Genomic DNA, 14,452 nt, shown 5'->3' with positions numbered 1-14,452 from the left:
TGCTCGTACGTCTGCGACACTGGTAGAACCATGCCTGCACCCGGAGAACTCACTTTCATCGCGCCGCGCGGGGCCAAGAAGCCCCCGCGGCACCTTGCCGATCTCTCGCCCGCCGAGCGCCGCGAGGCGGTTGCCGCGATCGGCGAGAAGCCGTTCCGTGCCAAGCAGCTGTCGCAGCACTACTTCGCACGGTATGCGCACGACCCAGCGGCATGGACCGACATCCCGGCGGCGGCGCGCGAGAAGCTCGCCTCCGAGCTGCTGCCGGAGCTGATGAGTGTCGTCCGGCACATCTCGTGCGACGACGACACCACCCGCAAGACCCTCTGGCGGCTGCACGACGGCAAGCTGGTCGAGTCCGTGCTCATGCGTTATCCCGACCGGGTGACCATGTGCATCAGCTCCCAGGCCGGCTGCGGCATGAACTGCCCGTTCTGCGCCACCGGCCAGGCCGGACTGGACCGCAATCTGTCGACCGCCGAGATCGTGCACCAGATCGTCGACGGCATGCGCGCCCTGCGCGACGGCGAGGTGCCCGGCGGCCCCGCGCGCCTGTCGAACATCGTCTTCATGGGCATGGGCGAGCCGCTCGCCAACTACAAGCGGGTCGTGGGCGCCATCCGCCGCCTCACCGACCCCGAGCCGGACGGCCTCGGGCTCTCCCAGCGCGGCATCACCGTCTCCACTGTCGGCCTGGTCCCGGCCATGCACCGGTTCGCCGACGAGGGCTTCAAGTGCCGCCTCGCGGTCTCGCTGCACGCGCCCGACGACGAGCTGCGCGACACCCTGGTGCCGGTCAACACCCGTTGGAAGGTCCGCGAGGTCCTCGACGCCGCGTGGGAGTACGCCGAGAGGTCCGGCCGCCGGATCTCCATCGAGTACGCCCTGATCCGCGACATCAACGACCAGGCGTGGCGTGGTGACCTCCTCGGCCGCCTGCTCAAGGGCAAGCGCGTCCACGTCAACCTCATCCCGCTCAACCCCACCCCGGGCTCGAAGTGGACGGCCTCCCGGCCGGAGGACGAGCGGGCGTTCGTCGCGGCCATCGCGGCGCACGGCGTGCCCGTGACCGTACGGGACACCCGCGGCCAGGAGATCGACGGCGCCTGCGGGCAGCTGGCGGCCACCGAGCGCTGAGCCCGCCCGCCGCGGGCCGGAGGCACAAGCAGGCCGGCGGATACGGTGGCCCGGTGCCACCGAAGGCCACTGATACTGTGCCTTCGCACAAGTGAACAATCCGACAGGGGAGCGCGCGAGCGCTGAGAGTGCGGCAATGGGCCGCAGACCCTCGGACCTGATCCGGGTCATACCGGCGTAGGGAGTCAGCACCACCATGAACACCAACCTCCGGCGTGCCCTGAGCGCGACCGTCGTCGCCGCGCTCGGCCTGCCCGTCCTGGCCGCCTGCGGCGGTTCGGGCGGCTCCGAGGAAGCCGACGGCGGCAAGACCGTCACCCTCGTCTCGCACGACTCCTTCATCGCCTCGGAGCAGGTGCTGAAGGAGTTCACCCGGCAGACCGGCTACACCGTCAAGGTGGTCAAGGGCGGCGACGCCGGCCAGGCCGTCAACCAGGCGATCCTCTCCAAGAAGCACCCGCAGGGCGACGTCTTCTTCGGTGTCGACAACACCCTCCTGTCGAGGGCGCTCGACCAGGACCTCTTCACGCCGTACGCGGCCAAGGGGCTGGACCGCGTCCCGAAGAACCTCCAGGCCGACGCCGCCGAACACCGCGTCACCCCGGTCGACACCGGCGACATCTGCGTCAACTACGACCGCGCGTACTTCGCCGAGCACAAGCTGGCCCCGCCGCAGTCCTTCGACGACCTGATCAAGCCGGAGTACAAGAACCTCCTCGTCACCGAGAACGCCGCGACGTCCTCGCCCGGCCTCGCCTTCCAGCTCGCCACCGTCGCCAAGTACGGCGACGACGGCTGGCAGGACTACTGGAAGAAGCTCAAGGCCAACGGCGTCGAGGTCGTCAGCGGCTGGGAGCAGGCGTACAGCGAGCGCTTCTCCGGCTCCGCCGGCGGGAAGAAGGCCAAGGGCGACAAGCCGCTGGTCGTCTCCTACGCCTCCAGCCCGCCCGCCGAGGTCATGGGCGTCAAGCCCGAGCCGAAGGAGGCCCCGACCGGAGTCGCGACCGGCACCTGCTTCCAGCAGACCGAGTTCGCCGGACTGCTCAAGGGCGCGAAGAACACCAAGGGTGGTCAGGCCCTGATCGACTTCCTGCTGAGCAGGACGTTCCAGGAGGACATGCCCCTCCAGATGTTCGTCAGGCCCGCCAACCAGGACGCCGCGCTGCCCGAGCTGTTCACCAAGTACGGCGTGAAGGTCACCGACCCGCAGACCCTCGCCCCGGAGAAGATCGCCAAGAACCGCGAGCAGTGGGTCAAGGCATGGTCCTCGATCGTCCTGAAGTAGCGGCCGCCCCGAAGGACACGCGGAAGGGCTTCCGCCCGGCTCTCCGGCAGTCGGCGGTGCGGCTCGGCCTGATGGCCGTGCCGGTCGCCTTCTTCGCGGTCTTCTTCGCCTATCCCGTCACCGCCATCGTCGCCCGCGGCCTCAAGGACGACGGGCGGTGGCGGTTCGGGCGGGTGGGCGAGGTGCTCACCGACCCCGCGATCGGCCACGTCCTGTGGTTCACCACCTGGCAGGCGGCCGCCTCCACCGCCCTGACCCTGGCCCTCGCGCTGCCCGGCGCGTACGTCTTCGCCCGCTTCGACTTCCCCGGCAAGCAGCTGCTGAGGGCCTTGGTCACGATCCCCTTCGTGCTGCCGACCGTCGTCGCCGGCTCGGCCTTCCTGGCCCTCCTCGGCCGCGGCGGGCTCCTGGACGAGCTGTGGGGCGTCCGCCTGGACACCACCGTCTGGGCGATCCTCCTGGCCCACGTCTTCTTCAACTACGCCGTGGTCGTACGGACCGTCGGCGGCCTCTGGGCGCAGCTCGACCCCCGTCAGGAGGAGGCGGCACGCGTGCTCGGCGCCGGGCGGCTCGCCGCCTGGCGACGGGTCACCCTGCCCGCCCTGGCCCCGGCCGTGGCCGCCGCGGCGCTCATGGTCTTCCTCTTCACGTTCACCTCCTTCGGCGTCGTCCAGATCCTCGGCGGCCCCCGCTACGCCACCCTGGAAGTGGAGATCTACCAGCAGACCGCGCAGCTGCTGGACCTGCCGACCGCCGCGGTGCTCACGCTCCTGCAGTTCGTCGCGGTCGCCGTGCTGCTGGCCGTGCACGCCCGGACCGTACGCCGCCGGGAGTCCGCCCTGCGGCTGGTCGACGCCGCGCACACCTCCCGCCCCCCGCAGGGCCCGGCCCAGTGGGCGCTGCTGGGCTGCGTGCTGGCCGTGATCGCGCTGCTCGTCCTGCTGCCGCTGGCCGTGCTCGTCCTGCGCTCCTTCGACGGCCCCGACGGCTACGGCCTGGACTTCTACCGCGCTCTGACCTCCGTGGGCGACAACGGCGGCACGTTCGTCGTCGCCCCGCTGGAGGCCATCGGCAACTCCCTGGGCTACGCGCTGGCCGCCACCGGCATCGCGCTGCTCGTCGGCGGCCTCGCGGCCGCCGCGCTGACCCGGCGCGCGGGCAGGCTCGTACGCGGCTTCGACGCGCTGCTGATGCTGCCGCTGGGCACCTCGGCCGTGACCGTCGGCTTCGGCTTCCTGATCACCCTGGACGAACCGCCACTGGATTTGCGCGCGTCGTGGATCCTGGTGCCGCTGGCACAGGCGCTGGTGGGCGTGCCGTTCGTCGTACGCACCATGCTGCCGGTACTGCGAGCCGTGGACGCCCGGCTGCGCGAGGCGGCCGCGGTGCTCGGCGCGTCCCCGCTACGGGCGTGGCGCGAGGTGGACCTGCCACTGGTGGGGCGGGCGTTGGCGGTGGCGGCGGGCTTCGCGTTCGCCGTGTCGCTGGGCGAGTTCGGGGCGACCGTTTTCATCGCCCGCCCCGACAGCCCGACCCTGCCGGTGGCCGTGGCCCGGCTCCTCGGCCGTGCCGGGGAGCTCAATTACGGGCAGGCGATGGCCCTCAGCACGATCCTGATGCTGGTGTGCGCGGCGGCGCTGCTGGTGCTGGAGCGCGTCCGCACCGATCGATCGGGGGAGTTCTGATGTCCTTGCTGCGACTGGACGGCGTCACCGTCCGCTTCGGGGAGCGGCCTGCGCTCGACGCGGTGGACCTGGAGGTCGCCGAGCACGAGACGGTGTGTGTGCTCGGACCGAGCGGAAGCGGGAAGTCCACGCTGCTGCGGGTGGTCGCCGGGCTCCAGCGGGCCGACGCCGGCCGGGTCCTCCTCTCCGGGCACGACCAGGGCGGTGTGCCCACGCACCGCCGCGAGGTGGGCCTGATGTTCCAGGACCACCAGCTCTTCCCGCAGCGGGACGTGGCCGGAAACGTCGCCTTCGGACTGCGCATGCGCGGCACGGGCCGCGCCGAGACGGAGCGCCGGGTCACCGAGCTGCTCGACCTGGTCGGCCTGCCGGGCGCCGGGCGGCGGTCCGTCGCGGCGCTTTCCGGCGGTGAGCAGCAGCGGATCGCCCTCGCCCGGGCGCTCGCCCCCCGGCCGCGGCTGCTGATGCTGGACGAGCCGCTCGGCCAGCTCGACCGGAGCCTGCGCGAGCGGCTGGTCGTCGAGCTGCGCGACCTCTTCCGCCGTTTGGGCACGACCGTGCTCGCCGTCACCCACGACCAGGGAGAGGCGTTCGCGCTCGCCGACCGGGTGGTGGTGATGCGCGACGGGCGCGTGGCCCAGGCCGGCACTCCGCTGGAGGTCTGGCAGCGGCCGGCGTCGGAGTTCGTGGCCCGCTTCCTGGGCTTCGACAACGTGGTCGAGGCGACTGTGCGCGGCGAGCGCGCGGAGACGGTGTGGGGCCGGGTGCCGGTGCCCCGGGGGACGCCGGAGGGGGCGTGCCGGGTGCTGGTGCGGCCGGCGGGGGTACGGATTGCTCCGGCGGCGGAGGGGCTCGCCTGTACGGTCAGCGGACGGACGTTCCGGGGGGACCATGTGGTGGTGATGTTGCGGCCGGAAGGCGGGCCGGAGCTTGAGGCCGCGTGTGCGCTCGCGGAGGCGCCGGGGGTGGGGGACCGGGTGGGTGCGGTCTTCGTGGTGGACGAGGTCGCTGTTCTCCCTTGACCCGCCCTTCCTGAAACCGGGGCAAGCCCCCGGACCCCCGGCCCGCGCTGCACGCGGTGTACTCAAACGCCGGACGGGCTGGATATTCCAGCCCGTCCGGCGTTTGAGGATCGTGTCTCGGGCCCTAGCCCACGGTGGTCGGTGCGGGCTCCTGCTCCGGCGCCTGCGGCGTCGCCGCGTGTGCGTCCGGTTCTCCGAACCAGGCCACCGCCACCGCGCCCGCCACGGCCAGCAGGAAGCCCAGGACCGCCATCCAGGCGAAGCCGTGTCGGGAGGTGTCGCCCAGCCACACCACGCCGATGATGCCGGGCAGTACCGTCTCGCCGACGACCAGCGCGGCGGTGGCGCCGTTGACCGAGCCGATCTGCAGGGCGACGGTGTGCAGGTACATGCCGATGCCGCCGGATATGAGGATGGCGTACAGCGCCGGGTCCGCGAGCATGGTGGGCAGGTCGAAGGGGTCGATGCCGTCGAGGATGCGCACGCCCACGCCGATCGCGCCGAAGCCGAGGCCGGACAGCAGACCGGCCAGGATGGCGGCCCTCGAACCCAGGAAGTGGACGGCCACCCAGCCGCCGCCCATCAGGACGACGGAGATGATCAGCAGCCACCAGTGCGTGGACCGGGCGGCGTCACCGTTGCCCTCGTGACCGGCGGCGGTCGCGAGCAGCACCAGCGCCGAGCAGACCACGCCGATCGACATCCACTCCCGCCTGTTCAGGCGGATGCCCAGCAGCTTGATGCTCAGCAGGGCGGTGACGATGAGGTTGGCGCTGATGACGGTCTGGGAGAGGAAGAGCGGCAGCATCCGGGCGGCCAGCGCGCCGAGCGCGAAGCCCACGAAGTCCAGGACCGTACCGACCATGAACTCCCACGTCACCGCGGCCTTGGCGGTGGACGACAGGCTCGGTCCACCGTGCTGGGTGGTACCGGAGGACCCCGAGGCGGAGGCCGCCGCGGCCTCCCGGCGGGCCGATTTGCGCGAGCCCACGGCTTGCAGGACCGAGCCCGTTCCATAACAGGCCGAGGCCGCGACAGCCGTCAGAAGGCCGATGATCACCAATAGCTCCGTTCGCCCGATAAACCGTCGTGCTCCTGAACCAGACGCGCTTTTCGGCGACGAAGTTGCTTTGGGTCAAGAAAAGGTCAAGAAATTGTCGTCGTCGCGGGCGGTGCCCCGGCCCCGCGTCGACGGCAATCCTCCCTCATCTGGTCATGGGCAACGCCGCGAGCTCCGCGATCGCCCATGTCAGAGGGGTCAGCACGGCCAGCAGCACGACCGTGCGCAGCACCGCGGCGCTCCGGAGCATGGAGGCGGGAATGCCCAGGCGCAGCAGACCGGCGGTCGTACCGCTGCGGCTCTGACGGCTGTCCAGGGCGGCGGTGATGGCGGTGGCGGTGACACAGGCCATCACCAGCGCCGCGCCCAGGCCGGTGAGCGGGCCGAAGGGCTGCGGCCCTTCGGTCGACTCCCACGCCGTGCCGTACAGCTCGGCGGCCGCCAGCGCCCCCGAGGCCACCGCGCACAGCACGCCGAGCGGCCGGCCGAGCCCGGTGGCGGCGTCCTGCAGTATGCGCCCCGCCAGCAGCCGTACGGCGCCGGGGCGCCCGGCGGCCAGCAGCACCCCGCACCAGTGCGTCAGGCCGGGCCCGGCCAGGACGAGCCCAAGGGAGGCGAGGAGCCAGCCGCCGATGACGCCGGGGGAGGCGCCCTCGGTGCCCGGCAGCGCGATCAGGGTGTCGGGATCCGGCGCCGGGCCGCGCCCGGTGTACGCCTCCATGGCGAGGCCGACCGCGATGATGGCGATGCCCCAGGGCAGACCCGCGTACACGGGCTGGGGAAGGGGCGGGGGAGTCGGCTCGACGGGAGCGTCCTCATCGGCCGGCTGCGCCTTCCGCCGACTCTCGGGGCGCGGGCGCAGCGCGAGGGCGCACGTGCCCGCCGCGAGCGCCGGCAAGAGGGCGAGCAGCGTCAGCGCCGCGCCCCATGGCAGGCCGGCCTGTCCGTCCAGCAGGTGGGAGGCGGAACCGCTCAGTGGGGTGCCGCCGAGGTCGCCGCGCAGCTCCAGATAGACCAGCAGGGCGAAGCCGCTGCCGAGGGTGCACGAGATGGCCGTCGAGGCCGCCGCGAGCAGCGACATCCGCACCGGACCGAGCCCCGCGGCGTCCAGGCCCGCGCGGGGGCGGGTCGAAGGGTCCGTACGGGCCACGGCGAGGGCGAACTGTACGACGGCGGCCAGTGGCAGGGCGCACCACACCAGGCGCACGAGCGACTGCCCGGTGGCCTGGGGGTGGGCCACCGCGTATCCGAGCGTGCACAGCAGCAGGAACCCGACGCCCGCGGCGGCGGCCGCGACCAGCAGCCTCCGCAGCAGGACGAGCGGATGCGCGCCGCGGGCTAGGCGGAGACTGAGCACGCGGCCCTGCCCTCGCCGTCGGGCGCGTCCGGCGCCGGGATGCCACTGGCGCGCCGGCCGTCGGCCAGGGTGACCGTACGGTCGGCCAGGGTGGAGATCTCGTCGTCGAGGCTGGCGATGACGACGGTGATGTGGTGCGAGCGCGCGGCCGTGGTCAAGGTGCGCAGCACCTGGGCCCGGTCGGCGCTGTGCAGGGGCGCGGTCGGCTCGTCCGCGAAGATCACGGTCGGCTCGGTGGCCAGCGCCCGTGCGACGGCGATCCGCTGGCGCTGCGCCATGGGCAGCGCGGCCGGCCGCTTGCGGGCGCACTCGCCCACGTCGAGGCGCTCCAGCCACTCCCCGGCGGTCCGCTTGGCCGCCCGGTGACCGACGCCGCGCGTCAGCAGCGGCAGGGCGGCGTTCTCCCAGCCGGTCAGCTCCGGTACGAGATGCGGCTCGCTGTCGATCCAGCCGAACCGCTCCCGGCGCAGCCGTTCGCGCGCGGGGCGGGAGAGGGTGTGCACCGGGGCGCTGTTGAACCACACCTCGCCGGGGGTGGGCACGATCTGCCCCGACAGGCACTTCAGAAGCGTGGTCTTCCCGGATCCGCGGGGTCCGGTGACGGCGAGGATCTCGCCCTCGCGCACGCCGACGGACACTCCGGTGAGTGCGGGGGAACCGCTGTAGGCGTAATGCAGGCCGCGTGCCCAGAGCACGTCGTTGTCCGGCGGGGCCACCATATCGAGCACCTCGGGTCGCTGAAGGGTCCGTTCCCCTGACCGGCTGAACGAACCGGAGGCCATTGGGTCACTGGCACCGTACGGAACCGGGATCCTAGCCCTCTCCCAGGCTCGGCGCTGGAGCGCCCCACTTTCCTCCGGTCGGCCTCATCCGCGGGCATTGTCCATGGGCCGGAGCGGGTACGGGCGCGGGACGCGGGCGGACGTGCGGCGGGGCGGCCGACATGGTGAAGCCGTGGCCCACGCGCGCGTACTGCGAAGGGGGGTCGCGCGGGCCACGGCGGAGGGGACAGGCCGGGGGAGTGGGGCCCGTCCGAGGCGGCTAGATCTTGGTCCAGGCCTCCGTGAGGACACCGCGGACGATCTGCTCGATCTCGTCGAACGTCGACTGGTCGGAGATCAGCGGCGGCGACAGCTGGATGACCGGGTCACCGCGGTCGTCGGCCCGGCAGTACAGCCCGTTCTCGAACAGCTTCTTCGACACGAAGCCGTAGAGCAGCCGCTCGCACTCCTCGGGTGTGAAGGACTCCTTGGTGGCCTTGTCCTTCACCAGCTCGATGCCGTAGAAGAAGCCGTTGCCGCGCACGTCTCCGACGATCGGCAGGTCGTGCAGCTTGGACAGGGTCGACAGGAACGCCGACTCGTTGTCCAGCACGTGCTGGTTGAGGCCCTCGCGCTCGAAGATGTCGAGGTTGGCCAGCGCGACCGCAGCGGAGACCGGGTGGCCACCGAAGGTGTAGCCGTGCAGGAACGTGGCGTCGCCCTTGAAGAACGGCTCGGCGATCCGGTCGGAGATGATCGCCGCGCCGATGGGGGAGTAACCGGAGGTCATGCCCTTGGCGCAGGTGATGATGTCCGGGATGTAGCCGAACTTGTCGCAGGCGAACATCGTGCCGAGGCGGCCGAAGGCGCAGATGACCTCGTCCGAGACGAGCAGGACGCCGTACTTGTCGCAGATCTCGCGGACCCGCTGGAAGTAGCCGGGCGGCGGCGGGAAGCAGCCGCCCGCGTTCTGCACGGGCTCCAGGAAGACGGCGGCGACCGTGTCGGGGCCCTCGAAGAGGATCTCCTGCTCGATCTGGTCGGCGGCCCAGCGGCCGAACGCCTCAGGGTCGTCGCCATGGATCGGCGCGCGGTAGATGTTGGTGTTGGGCACCTTGTGCGCGCCCGGGACCAGAGGCTCGAAGGGGGCCTTGAGGGCGGGCAGACCGGTGATCGACAGGGCGCCCTGCGGGGTGCCGTGATAGGCGACGGCCCGGGATATGACCTTGTACTTCGTGTGGTTGCCGGTCAGCTTGTGGTACTGCTTGGCCAGCTTCCACGCGGTCTCGACGGCCTCGCCGCCGCCGGTGGTGAAGAAGACCTTGTTGAGATCGCCCGGGGCGTAGTTCGCCAGCCGCTCGGCAAGCTCGATCGCCTTGGGGTGGGCGTAGCTCCACACCGGGAAGAAGGCCAGCTCCTGCGCCTGCTTGTTGGCGGCCTCGGCCAGCTCGGCGCGGCCGTGGCCGGCCTGGACGACGAACAGGCCGGCGAGACCGTCGAGGTAGCGCTTGCCCTTGTCGTCGAAGATGTAGGTGCCCTCGCCGCGCACAATGGTCGGCACGGGCGCGTTCTCGTACGACGACATGCGGGTGAAATGCATCCACAGGTGGTCGTACGCCGTCTGGGAGAGGTCCTTGCTCACGGCTATCGGGTTCCCCATGTGTAGGTCTGCTTGCGGAGCTTGAGGTAGACGAAGCTTTCGGTAGAACGCACGCCGGGGAGGGTCCGGATGCGCTTGTTGATCGTCGCGAGGAGATGGTCGTCGTCCTCGCAGACGATCTCGATGAGGAGATCGAAGGAGCCGGCCGTCACCACGACGTACTCCACCTCGTCCATCGCGGTCAGGGCGTCGGCGACCGGGTCGAGGTCACCCTCGACGTTGACGCCGACCATCGCCTGCCGCCGGAATCCGACGGTGAGCGGGTCGGTGACGGCGACGATCTGCATCACGCCCTGGTCCTGCAGTTTCTGCACCCGCTGCCGGACGGCCGCCTCGGACAGCCCCACGGCCTTGCCGATCGCCGCGTACGGGCGGCGGCCGTCCTCCTGGAGTTGTTCGATGATCGCCAGGGAGACGGCGTCGATCGGCGGCGTGCCGTGCACGCTCTTCGGGTCTGCGCTACGAGTGGCCACGAAGTCCACTGTGCATGGGACTCGGCCGTGAAGCAAGCCTGAAGCGATGAAATTCGTTGCGAAGGGTGCTCGGAATAACTGATTCCGTTGTTCATGGCTGATGGGTATGTCGAAAGCGTCGCCCTAGTGACTAGGCTGGGTGTCTCACCCACCGGACAGCTGACAGAAGGGGTGGCAAAACAGTGACCACCGAGCTGCGTCGTTTTCGCAACTACATCGACGGAGAGTTCCGGGACGCCGCCGACGGGCGGACCACCGAGGTGGTCAATCCGGCCACCGGCGAGGCCTACGCCACCGCCGCGCTGTCCGGCCCCGCCGATGTCGACGCGGCCATGGCCGCGGCCGAGGCCGCCTTCCCGGCCTGGCGCGACCTCGTCCCCGGCGACCGCCAGAAGGTCCTCCTCAAGATCGCCGACGCCTTCGAGGAGCGGGCCGAGGAGCTGATCGCCGCGGAGTCCGAGAACACCGGCAAGCCGCTGGGGCTCACCCGCAGCGAAGAGATCCCGCCGATGGTGGACCAGATCCGCTTCTTCGCCGGCGCCGCCCGCCTGCTGGAGGGCCGCTCCGCCGGCGAGTACATGGAGGGCATGACCTCCATCATCCGGCGCGAGCCGATCGGCGTCTGCGCGCAGGTCGCGCCGTGGAACTACCCGATGATGATGGCGGTGTGGAAGTTCGCCCCGGCGCTCGCCGCGGGCAACACCGTCGTCCTCAAGCCCTCGGACACCACGCCCGCCTCGACGGTCCTGATCGCCGAGATCATCGGCGGGGTGCTGGAGGGGCTGGGCCACCCCAAGGGCGTCTTCAACGTCATCTGCGGCGACCGTGAGACGGGCCGCCTGATGGTGGAGCACCCGGTGCCCGCCATGGCCTCGATCACCGGCTCCGTCCGGGCGGGCATGCAGGTCGCGGAGTCCGCCTCCAAGGACATCAAGCGCGTCCACCTGGAGCTCGGCGGCAAGGCGCCCGTCGTCGTCTTCGAGGACGCCGACATCGCCAAGGCCGTCGAGGACATCTCGGTCGCCGGCTACTTCAACGCCGGCCAGGACTGTACGGCCGCGACCCGCGTGCTCGTCCACGAGTCGATCCACGACGAGTTCGTGACCGCGCTCGCCAAGGCCGCGGCGGACACGAAGACCGGTCAGCCGGACGACGAGGACGTGCTGTACGGGCCGCTGAACAACGCCAACCAGCTCCAGCACGTGGCCGGCTTCATCGAGCGGCTGCCCGCCCACGCCAAGGTCGAGGCCGGCGGCCACCAGGTCGGCGACAAGGGCTACTTCTACGCCCCGACCGTCATCTCCGGGCTCAAGCAGGACGACGAGATCGTCCAGCGGGAGGTCTTCGGCCCCGTGATCACCGTCCAGCCCTTCACGGACGAGGAGCAGGCCGTCAGCTACGCCAACGGCGTCGAGCTGGCGCTGGCCTCGTCGGTGTGGACCAAGGACCACGGCCGCGCCATGCGGATGTCCAAGCGGCTGGACTTCGGGTGCGTGTGGATCAACACCCACATCCCGCTGGTCGCGGAGATGCCCCACGGCGGGTTCAAGAAGTCCGGATACGGCAAGGACCTCTCGGCGTACGGCTTCGAGGACTACACGCGCGTCAAGCACGTGATGACCTCGCTGGGCTGATCGGCGGCAGAGCCACGGCGGCGGCCCCACCGGACTTCCGGTGGGGCCGCCGCCGTGTTCCCGGGCACCGAGCCGGTCAGGCGCCGGGGCGGGCGGTGCCGTGCGGTCCGTAGAGCCGCAGGAAGGCGTGGACGCCCGCGCTGACGATGGCGTCGACCTCGGGGGCGGGCATCTTGACGGCGCCGAAGAGCGAGCCCTGGCTCACGTCGGAGACGGCCAGCAGCGCGAAGTGGCGTGCCGCCACGTCCGCGTCGTCGAGGTCGAGGAGCCCTTCCTCGGCCATCTCTCCCAGCCGGTGGGCCAGTTGCCGGAACGACGGCCGGGGCCCCGCCTCCTGCCAGGCCTCGATCACGTCCGGCTCCAGGTGGGCGGCTTCCGCGTGGATCTGGCGTACGAGCGCGAAGTGGTCGGTGAACTCCGGCGGCGGCGAGGCCCAGTCGAAGGCGAACGCGGTCAGGTCCCGCTCCAGGTCGGTGATCCTGCCCAGGTGGCGCTCCACCAGCGCCCGGTGCCAGCTGGTGACGGAGCCGGCGCTCTCGATGAGGACGGAGCGGAACAGCTCCTCCTTGTCCTCGAAGTGGTTGTAGATCGTGCGCTTCGACACCCCGGCCTCGGCGGCGATCGCGTCCACGCTCGCCCGGCTGAAGCCGTCGCGCGCGAACACCGTACGAGCCGCCCGGGTGATGGCCTGGCGCTTCTCCGCCATGCCGCGGCGGGGGCGTCCGGCCGCCGGCTCCTGTGCTGCGGGCATCGCCGCTCCTTTCCCACTCGCGAAACGGGCTCGGGGCCGGACCTCGCGAAAAATTGCACTGTTCGGTTTACCTATTGCACTGCACGGTGTAGTTTACCTACATGCCTTCCGAGTCCCCGCGGACCCGGCGGCCCAGCTCCGTCATGACGGTGCTCGTGGTCCTGCTGGGTTTCCTCACGCTGCCCATGTCCATGTCCGGCACGACCGTCGCGATCCCGCGCATCGGCGAGGACCTCCACGCCTCCGGCGCCTCCCTCCAGTGGGTCGTGACCGGCTATTTCCTGACGGCCTCCTCGTTCATGCTCGTCTCCGGCTCGCTCGCCGATCTCTTCGGCCGTCGCCGCATCTTCTCCCTAGGTGCCGTCGTCTATACGGCCGGGGCCCTGGGCAGTGCCACCGCGGGCAATATCGTCCTCCTCGACGTGGCCCGCACGCTCTCCGGCGCCGGTGCGGCCGGAGTGATGGCCGGCGGTGGCGCGATCCTCGCCGCCACCTTCCAGGGAACGGCCCGGACCCGCGCCTTCGCCGCCATGGGCACCATCTCGGGCATCGGCCTCGCGATCGGCCCGACGCTGTCCGGCTGGATGGTCGGCGGCCTCGGCTGGCGGGTCACCTTCGGGCTCTTCGCCGCTGCGGGGCTCGTCATCCTCATAGGGGTCCCCTTCGTCGGCGAGTCCCGGGCGGAGCGCCGGCCGAAGGTCGACCGGCCGGGTGTGGCGAGCTTCATCGGTGGTCTCGCCCTGCTGATGTTCGGCATCACCCAGGGCGCGCAGGCCGGCTGGGGCAGCCCGCGGGTCCTCGGGCCGGTCGGCGCCGGGCTCCTGCTGCTGGTGGTGTTCGTGGCCGTCGAGCGGCGCAGCGACCACCCCGTGCTCGACCTGACGCTGGTCCGCGACCGCCGCTTCATGGGCTGGTGCCTGGCCGCGCTCGCCGTGCCCGTGGGCTCCTCCGGTGTGCTGGTCTTCCTGCCGACCTACCTCCAGGGTGTCAACGGCCTCTCGGCCCGGGACGCGGGGCTGAGCATGCTGATGCTGACCGCCCCCGTGCTCTTCCTGCCCGCGGCCGGCGGGCGGCTGGTCAACCGGGGCGTCCCCGCGCGGTATCTCGCGGCGTCGGCCCTCGCGCTCCTCGCGGGCGGCAACGCCTGGCTCACCGTCCTCCACCCGGGCATCTCGTCCCTCGCCCTGCTCGGCCCCCTGCTCGCCATAGGCATGGGCAACGGCCTGATCGCCGGTATCATCGATGCCCAGGCGATGAGCCTGGTGGAGCCCGCCCGGGTCGGCATGGCGGCCGGATTCCTCAACACCGTCAAGGGCGGCGCCAACGCCCTGGTGCTGGCCGTGATCGGCGCGGTGCTGACCAGCTTGATCCAGGCTCGGGCCGGTTCGGCCGAGCTGGCCGGGCGGATAGCCGCCGGCGACCTCTCCGGGCCCGGAAGGGCGCTGCACGCGGCACAGTTCACCGACGCCTGGCACATCGTCCTGTGGTCGGTCGCCGCCCTGTGCGCCCTGGGTGCGGTCGCCGTCCACGCGCTGCTCGCCCCGGTGGCCCGGCCCGTCACGGTGTCGGGGGGTGCGGCCGGCTCCCGGACAGGCCGTACATTGTCCGCGAAGTCCTGACCAGCCAT

12 protein-coding genes and 1 riboswitch are annotated in these 14,452 nt (G+C 71.4%); of the genes, 6 read left to right on the top strand and 6 right to left on the bottom strand.

Annotation, left to right across the window (positions count from 1 at the left end):
- The first annotated feature begins 30 nt into the window (after window positions 1–30).
- The 4 genes from rlmN to ACZ303_RS09565 all read left to right on the top strand — a co-directional run bounded on the left by rlmN (window position 31) and on the right by ACZ303_RS09565 (window position 5,129).
- Window positions 31–1,137: a dual-specificity RNA methyltransferase RlmN gene (gene rlmN, locus ACZ303_RS09580; RefSeq protein WP_467336871.1), complete on the top strand. Its 1,107-nt coding sequence runs from the start codon at window positions 31–33 to the stop codon at window positions 1,135–1,137.
- A gap of 95 nt (window positions 1,138–1,232) precedes the next feature.
- Window positions 1,233–1,338, top strand: a riboswitch (TPP riboswitch).
- Window positions 1,334–2,422, top strand: a complete 1,089-nt coding sequence (locus ACZ303_RS09575; RefSeq protein ID WP_467336870.1) for a thiamine ABC transporter substrate-binding protein — start codon at window positions 1,334–1,336, stop codon at window positions 2,420–2,422. (Overlaps the previous riboswitch by 5 nt.)
- A 71-nt stretch (window positions 2,423–2,493) precedes the next feature.
- Window positions 2,494–4,107 carry an ABC transporter permease gene (locus ACZ303_RS09570; RefSeq protein WP_467337435.1) on the top strand — a complete coding sequence of 538 codons (1,614 nt, stop codon included), beginning with the start codon at window positions 2,494–2,496 and terminating at the stop codon, window positions 4,105–4,107.
- Complete coding sequence (locus ACZ303_RS09565; RefSeq protein WP_467336868.1) at window positions 4,107–5,129, top strand: ABC transporter ATP-binding protein; 1,023 nt, start codon at window positions 4,107–4,109, stop codon at window positions 5,127–5,129. Before ACZ303_RS09570 ends, ACZ303_RS09565 begins: the two co-directional genes overlap by 1 nt.
- A gap of 124 nt (window positions 5,130–5,253) precedes the next feature.
- Here the strand turns inward: ACZ303_RS09565 and ACZ303_RS09560 are convergent, their stop codons facing one another.
- The 5 genes from ACZ303_RS09560 to ACZ303_RS09540 all read right to left on the bottom strand — a co-directional run bounded on the left by ACZ303_RS09560 (window position 5,254) and on the right by ACZ303_RS09540 (window position 10,440).
- A complete protein-coding gene (locus tag ACZ303_RS09560; protein WP_467336866.1) occupies window positions 5,254–6,189 on the bottom strand; it encodes a hypothetical protein in 936 nt (311 codons plus the stop codon).
- Between the two features lie 145 nt (window positions 6,190–6,334).
- On the bottom strand, window positions 6,335–7,546 hold the full coding sequence (locus ACZ303_RS09555) for a hypothetical protein (RefSeq protein ID WP_467336864.1): 1,212 nt from the start codon (window positions 7,544–7,546) through the stop codon (window positions 6,335–6,337).
- Entirely contained in the window at window positions 7,528–8,265 is a 738-nt protein-coding gene (locus tag ACZ303_RS09550; RefSeq protein WP_467336862.1) for an ABC transporter ATP-binding protein, read from the bottom strand. Before ACZ303_RS09550 ends, ACZ303_RS09555 begins: the two co-directional genes overlap by 19 nt.
- A gap of 322 nt (window positions 8,266–8,587) precedes the next feature.
- On the bottom strand, window positions 8,588–9,967 hold the full coding sequence (locus ACZ303_RS09545) for an aspartate aminotransferase family protein (RefSeq protein WP_467336860.1): 1,380 nt from the start codon (window positions 9,965–9,967) through the stop codon (window positions 8,588–8,590).
- Window positions 9,952–10,440: an Lrp/AsnC family transcriptional regulator gene (locus ACZ303_RS09540; protein ID WP_344093646.1), complete on the bottom strand. Its 489-nt coding sequence runs from the start codon at window positions 10,438–10,440 to the stop codon at window positions 9,952–9,954. Before ACZ303_RS09540 ends, ACZ303_RS09545 begins: the two co-directional genes overlap by 16 nt.
- A 182-nt stretch (window positions 10,441–10,622) precedes the next feature.
- Between ACZ303_RS09540 and ACZ303_RS09535 the strand changes: the two genes are divergently transcribed.
- Window positions 10,623–12,074 carry a gamma-aminobutyraldehyde dehydrogenase gene (locus tag ACZ303_RS09535; RefSeq protein WP_467336856.1) on the top strand — a complete coding sequence of 484 codons (1,452 nt, stop codon included), beginning with the start codon at window positions 10,623–10,625 and terminating at the stop codon, window positions 12,072–12,074.
- A 76-nt stretch (window positions 12,075–12,150) separates the two neighbouring features.
- On the opposite strand, the gene ACZ303_RS09530 is transcribed toward ACZ303_RS09535, so the two are convergent.
- Window positions 12,151–12,825 carry a TetR/AcrR family transcriptional regulator gene (locus ACZ303_RS09530; RefSeq protein ID WP_467336854.1) on the bottom strand — a complete coding sequence of 225 codons (675 nt, stop codon included), beginning with the start codon at window positions 12,823–12,825 and terminating at the stop codon, window positions 12,151–12,153.
- A gap of 101 nt (window positions 12,826–12,926) precedes the next feature.
- Here ACZ303_RS09530 and ACZ303_RS09525 point away from each other — a divergent pair, with 101 nt between their 5' ends.
- Entirely contained in the window at window positions 12,927–14,444 is a 1,518-nt protein-coding gene (locus ACZ303_RS09525; RefSeq protein ID WP_467336852.1) for an MFS transporter, read from the top strand.
- Window positions 14,445–14,452 lie beyond the last annotated feature (8 nt).

Source organism: Streptomyces sp. NPDC023527 (assembly GCF_055560115.1).
Note: the sequence above shows the minus strand (reverse complement) of the source record. Positions and strands in the feature narration are given on the sequence as shown.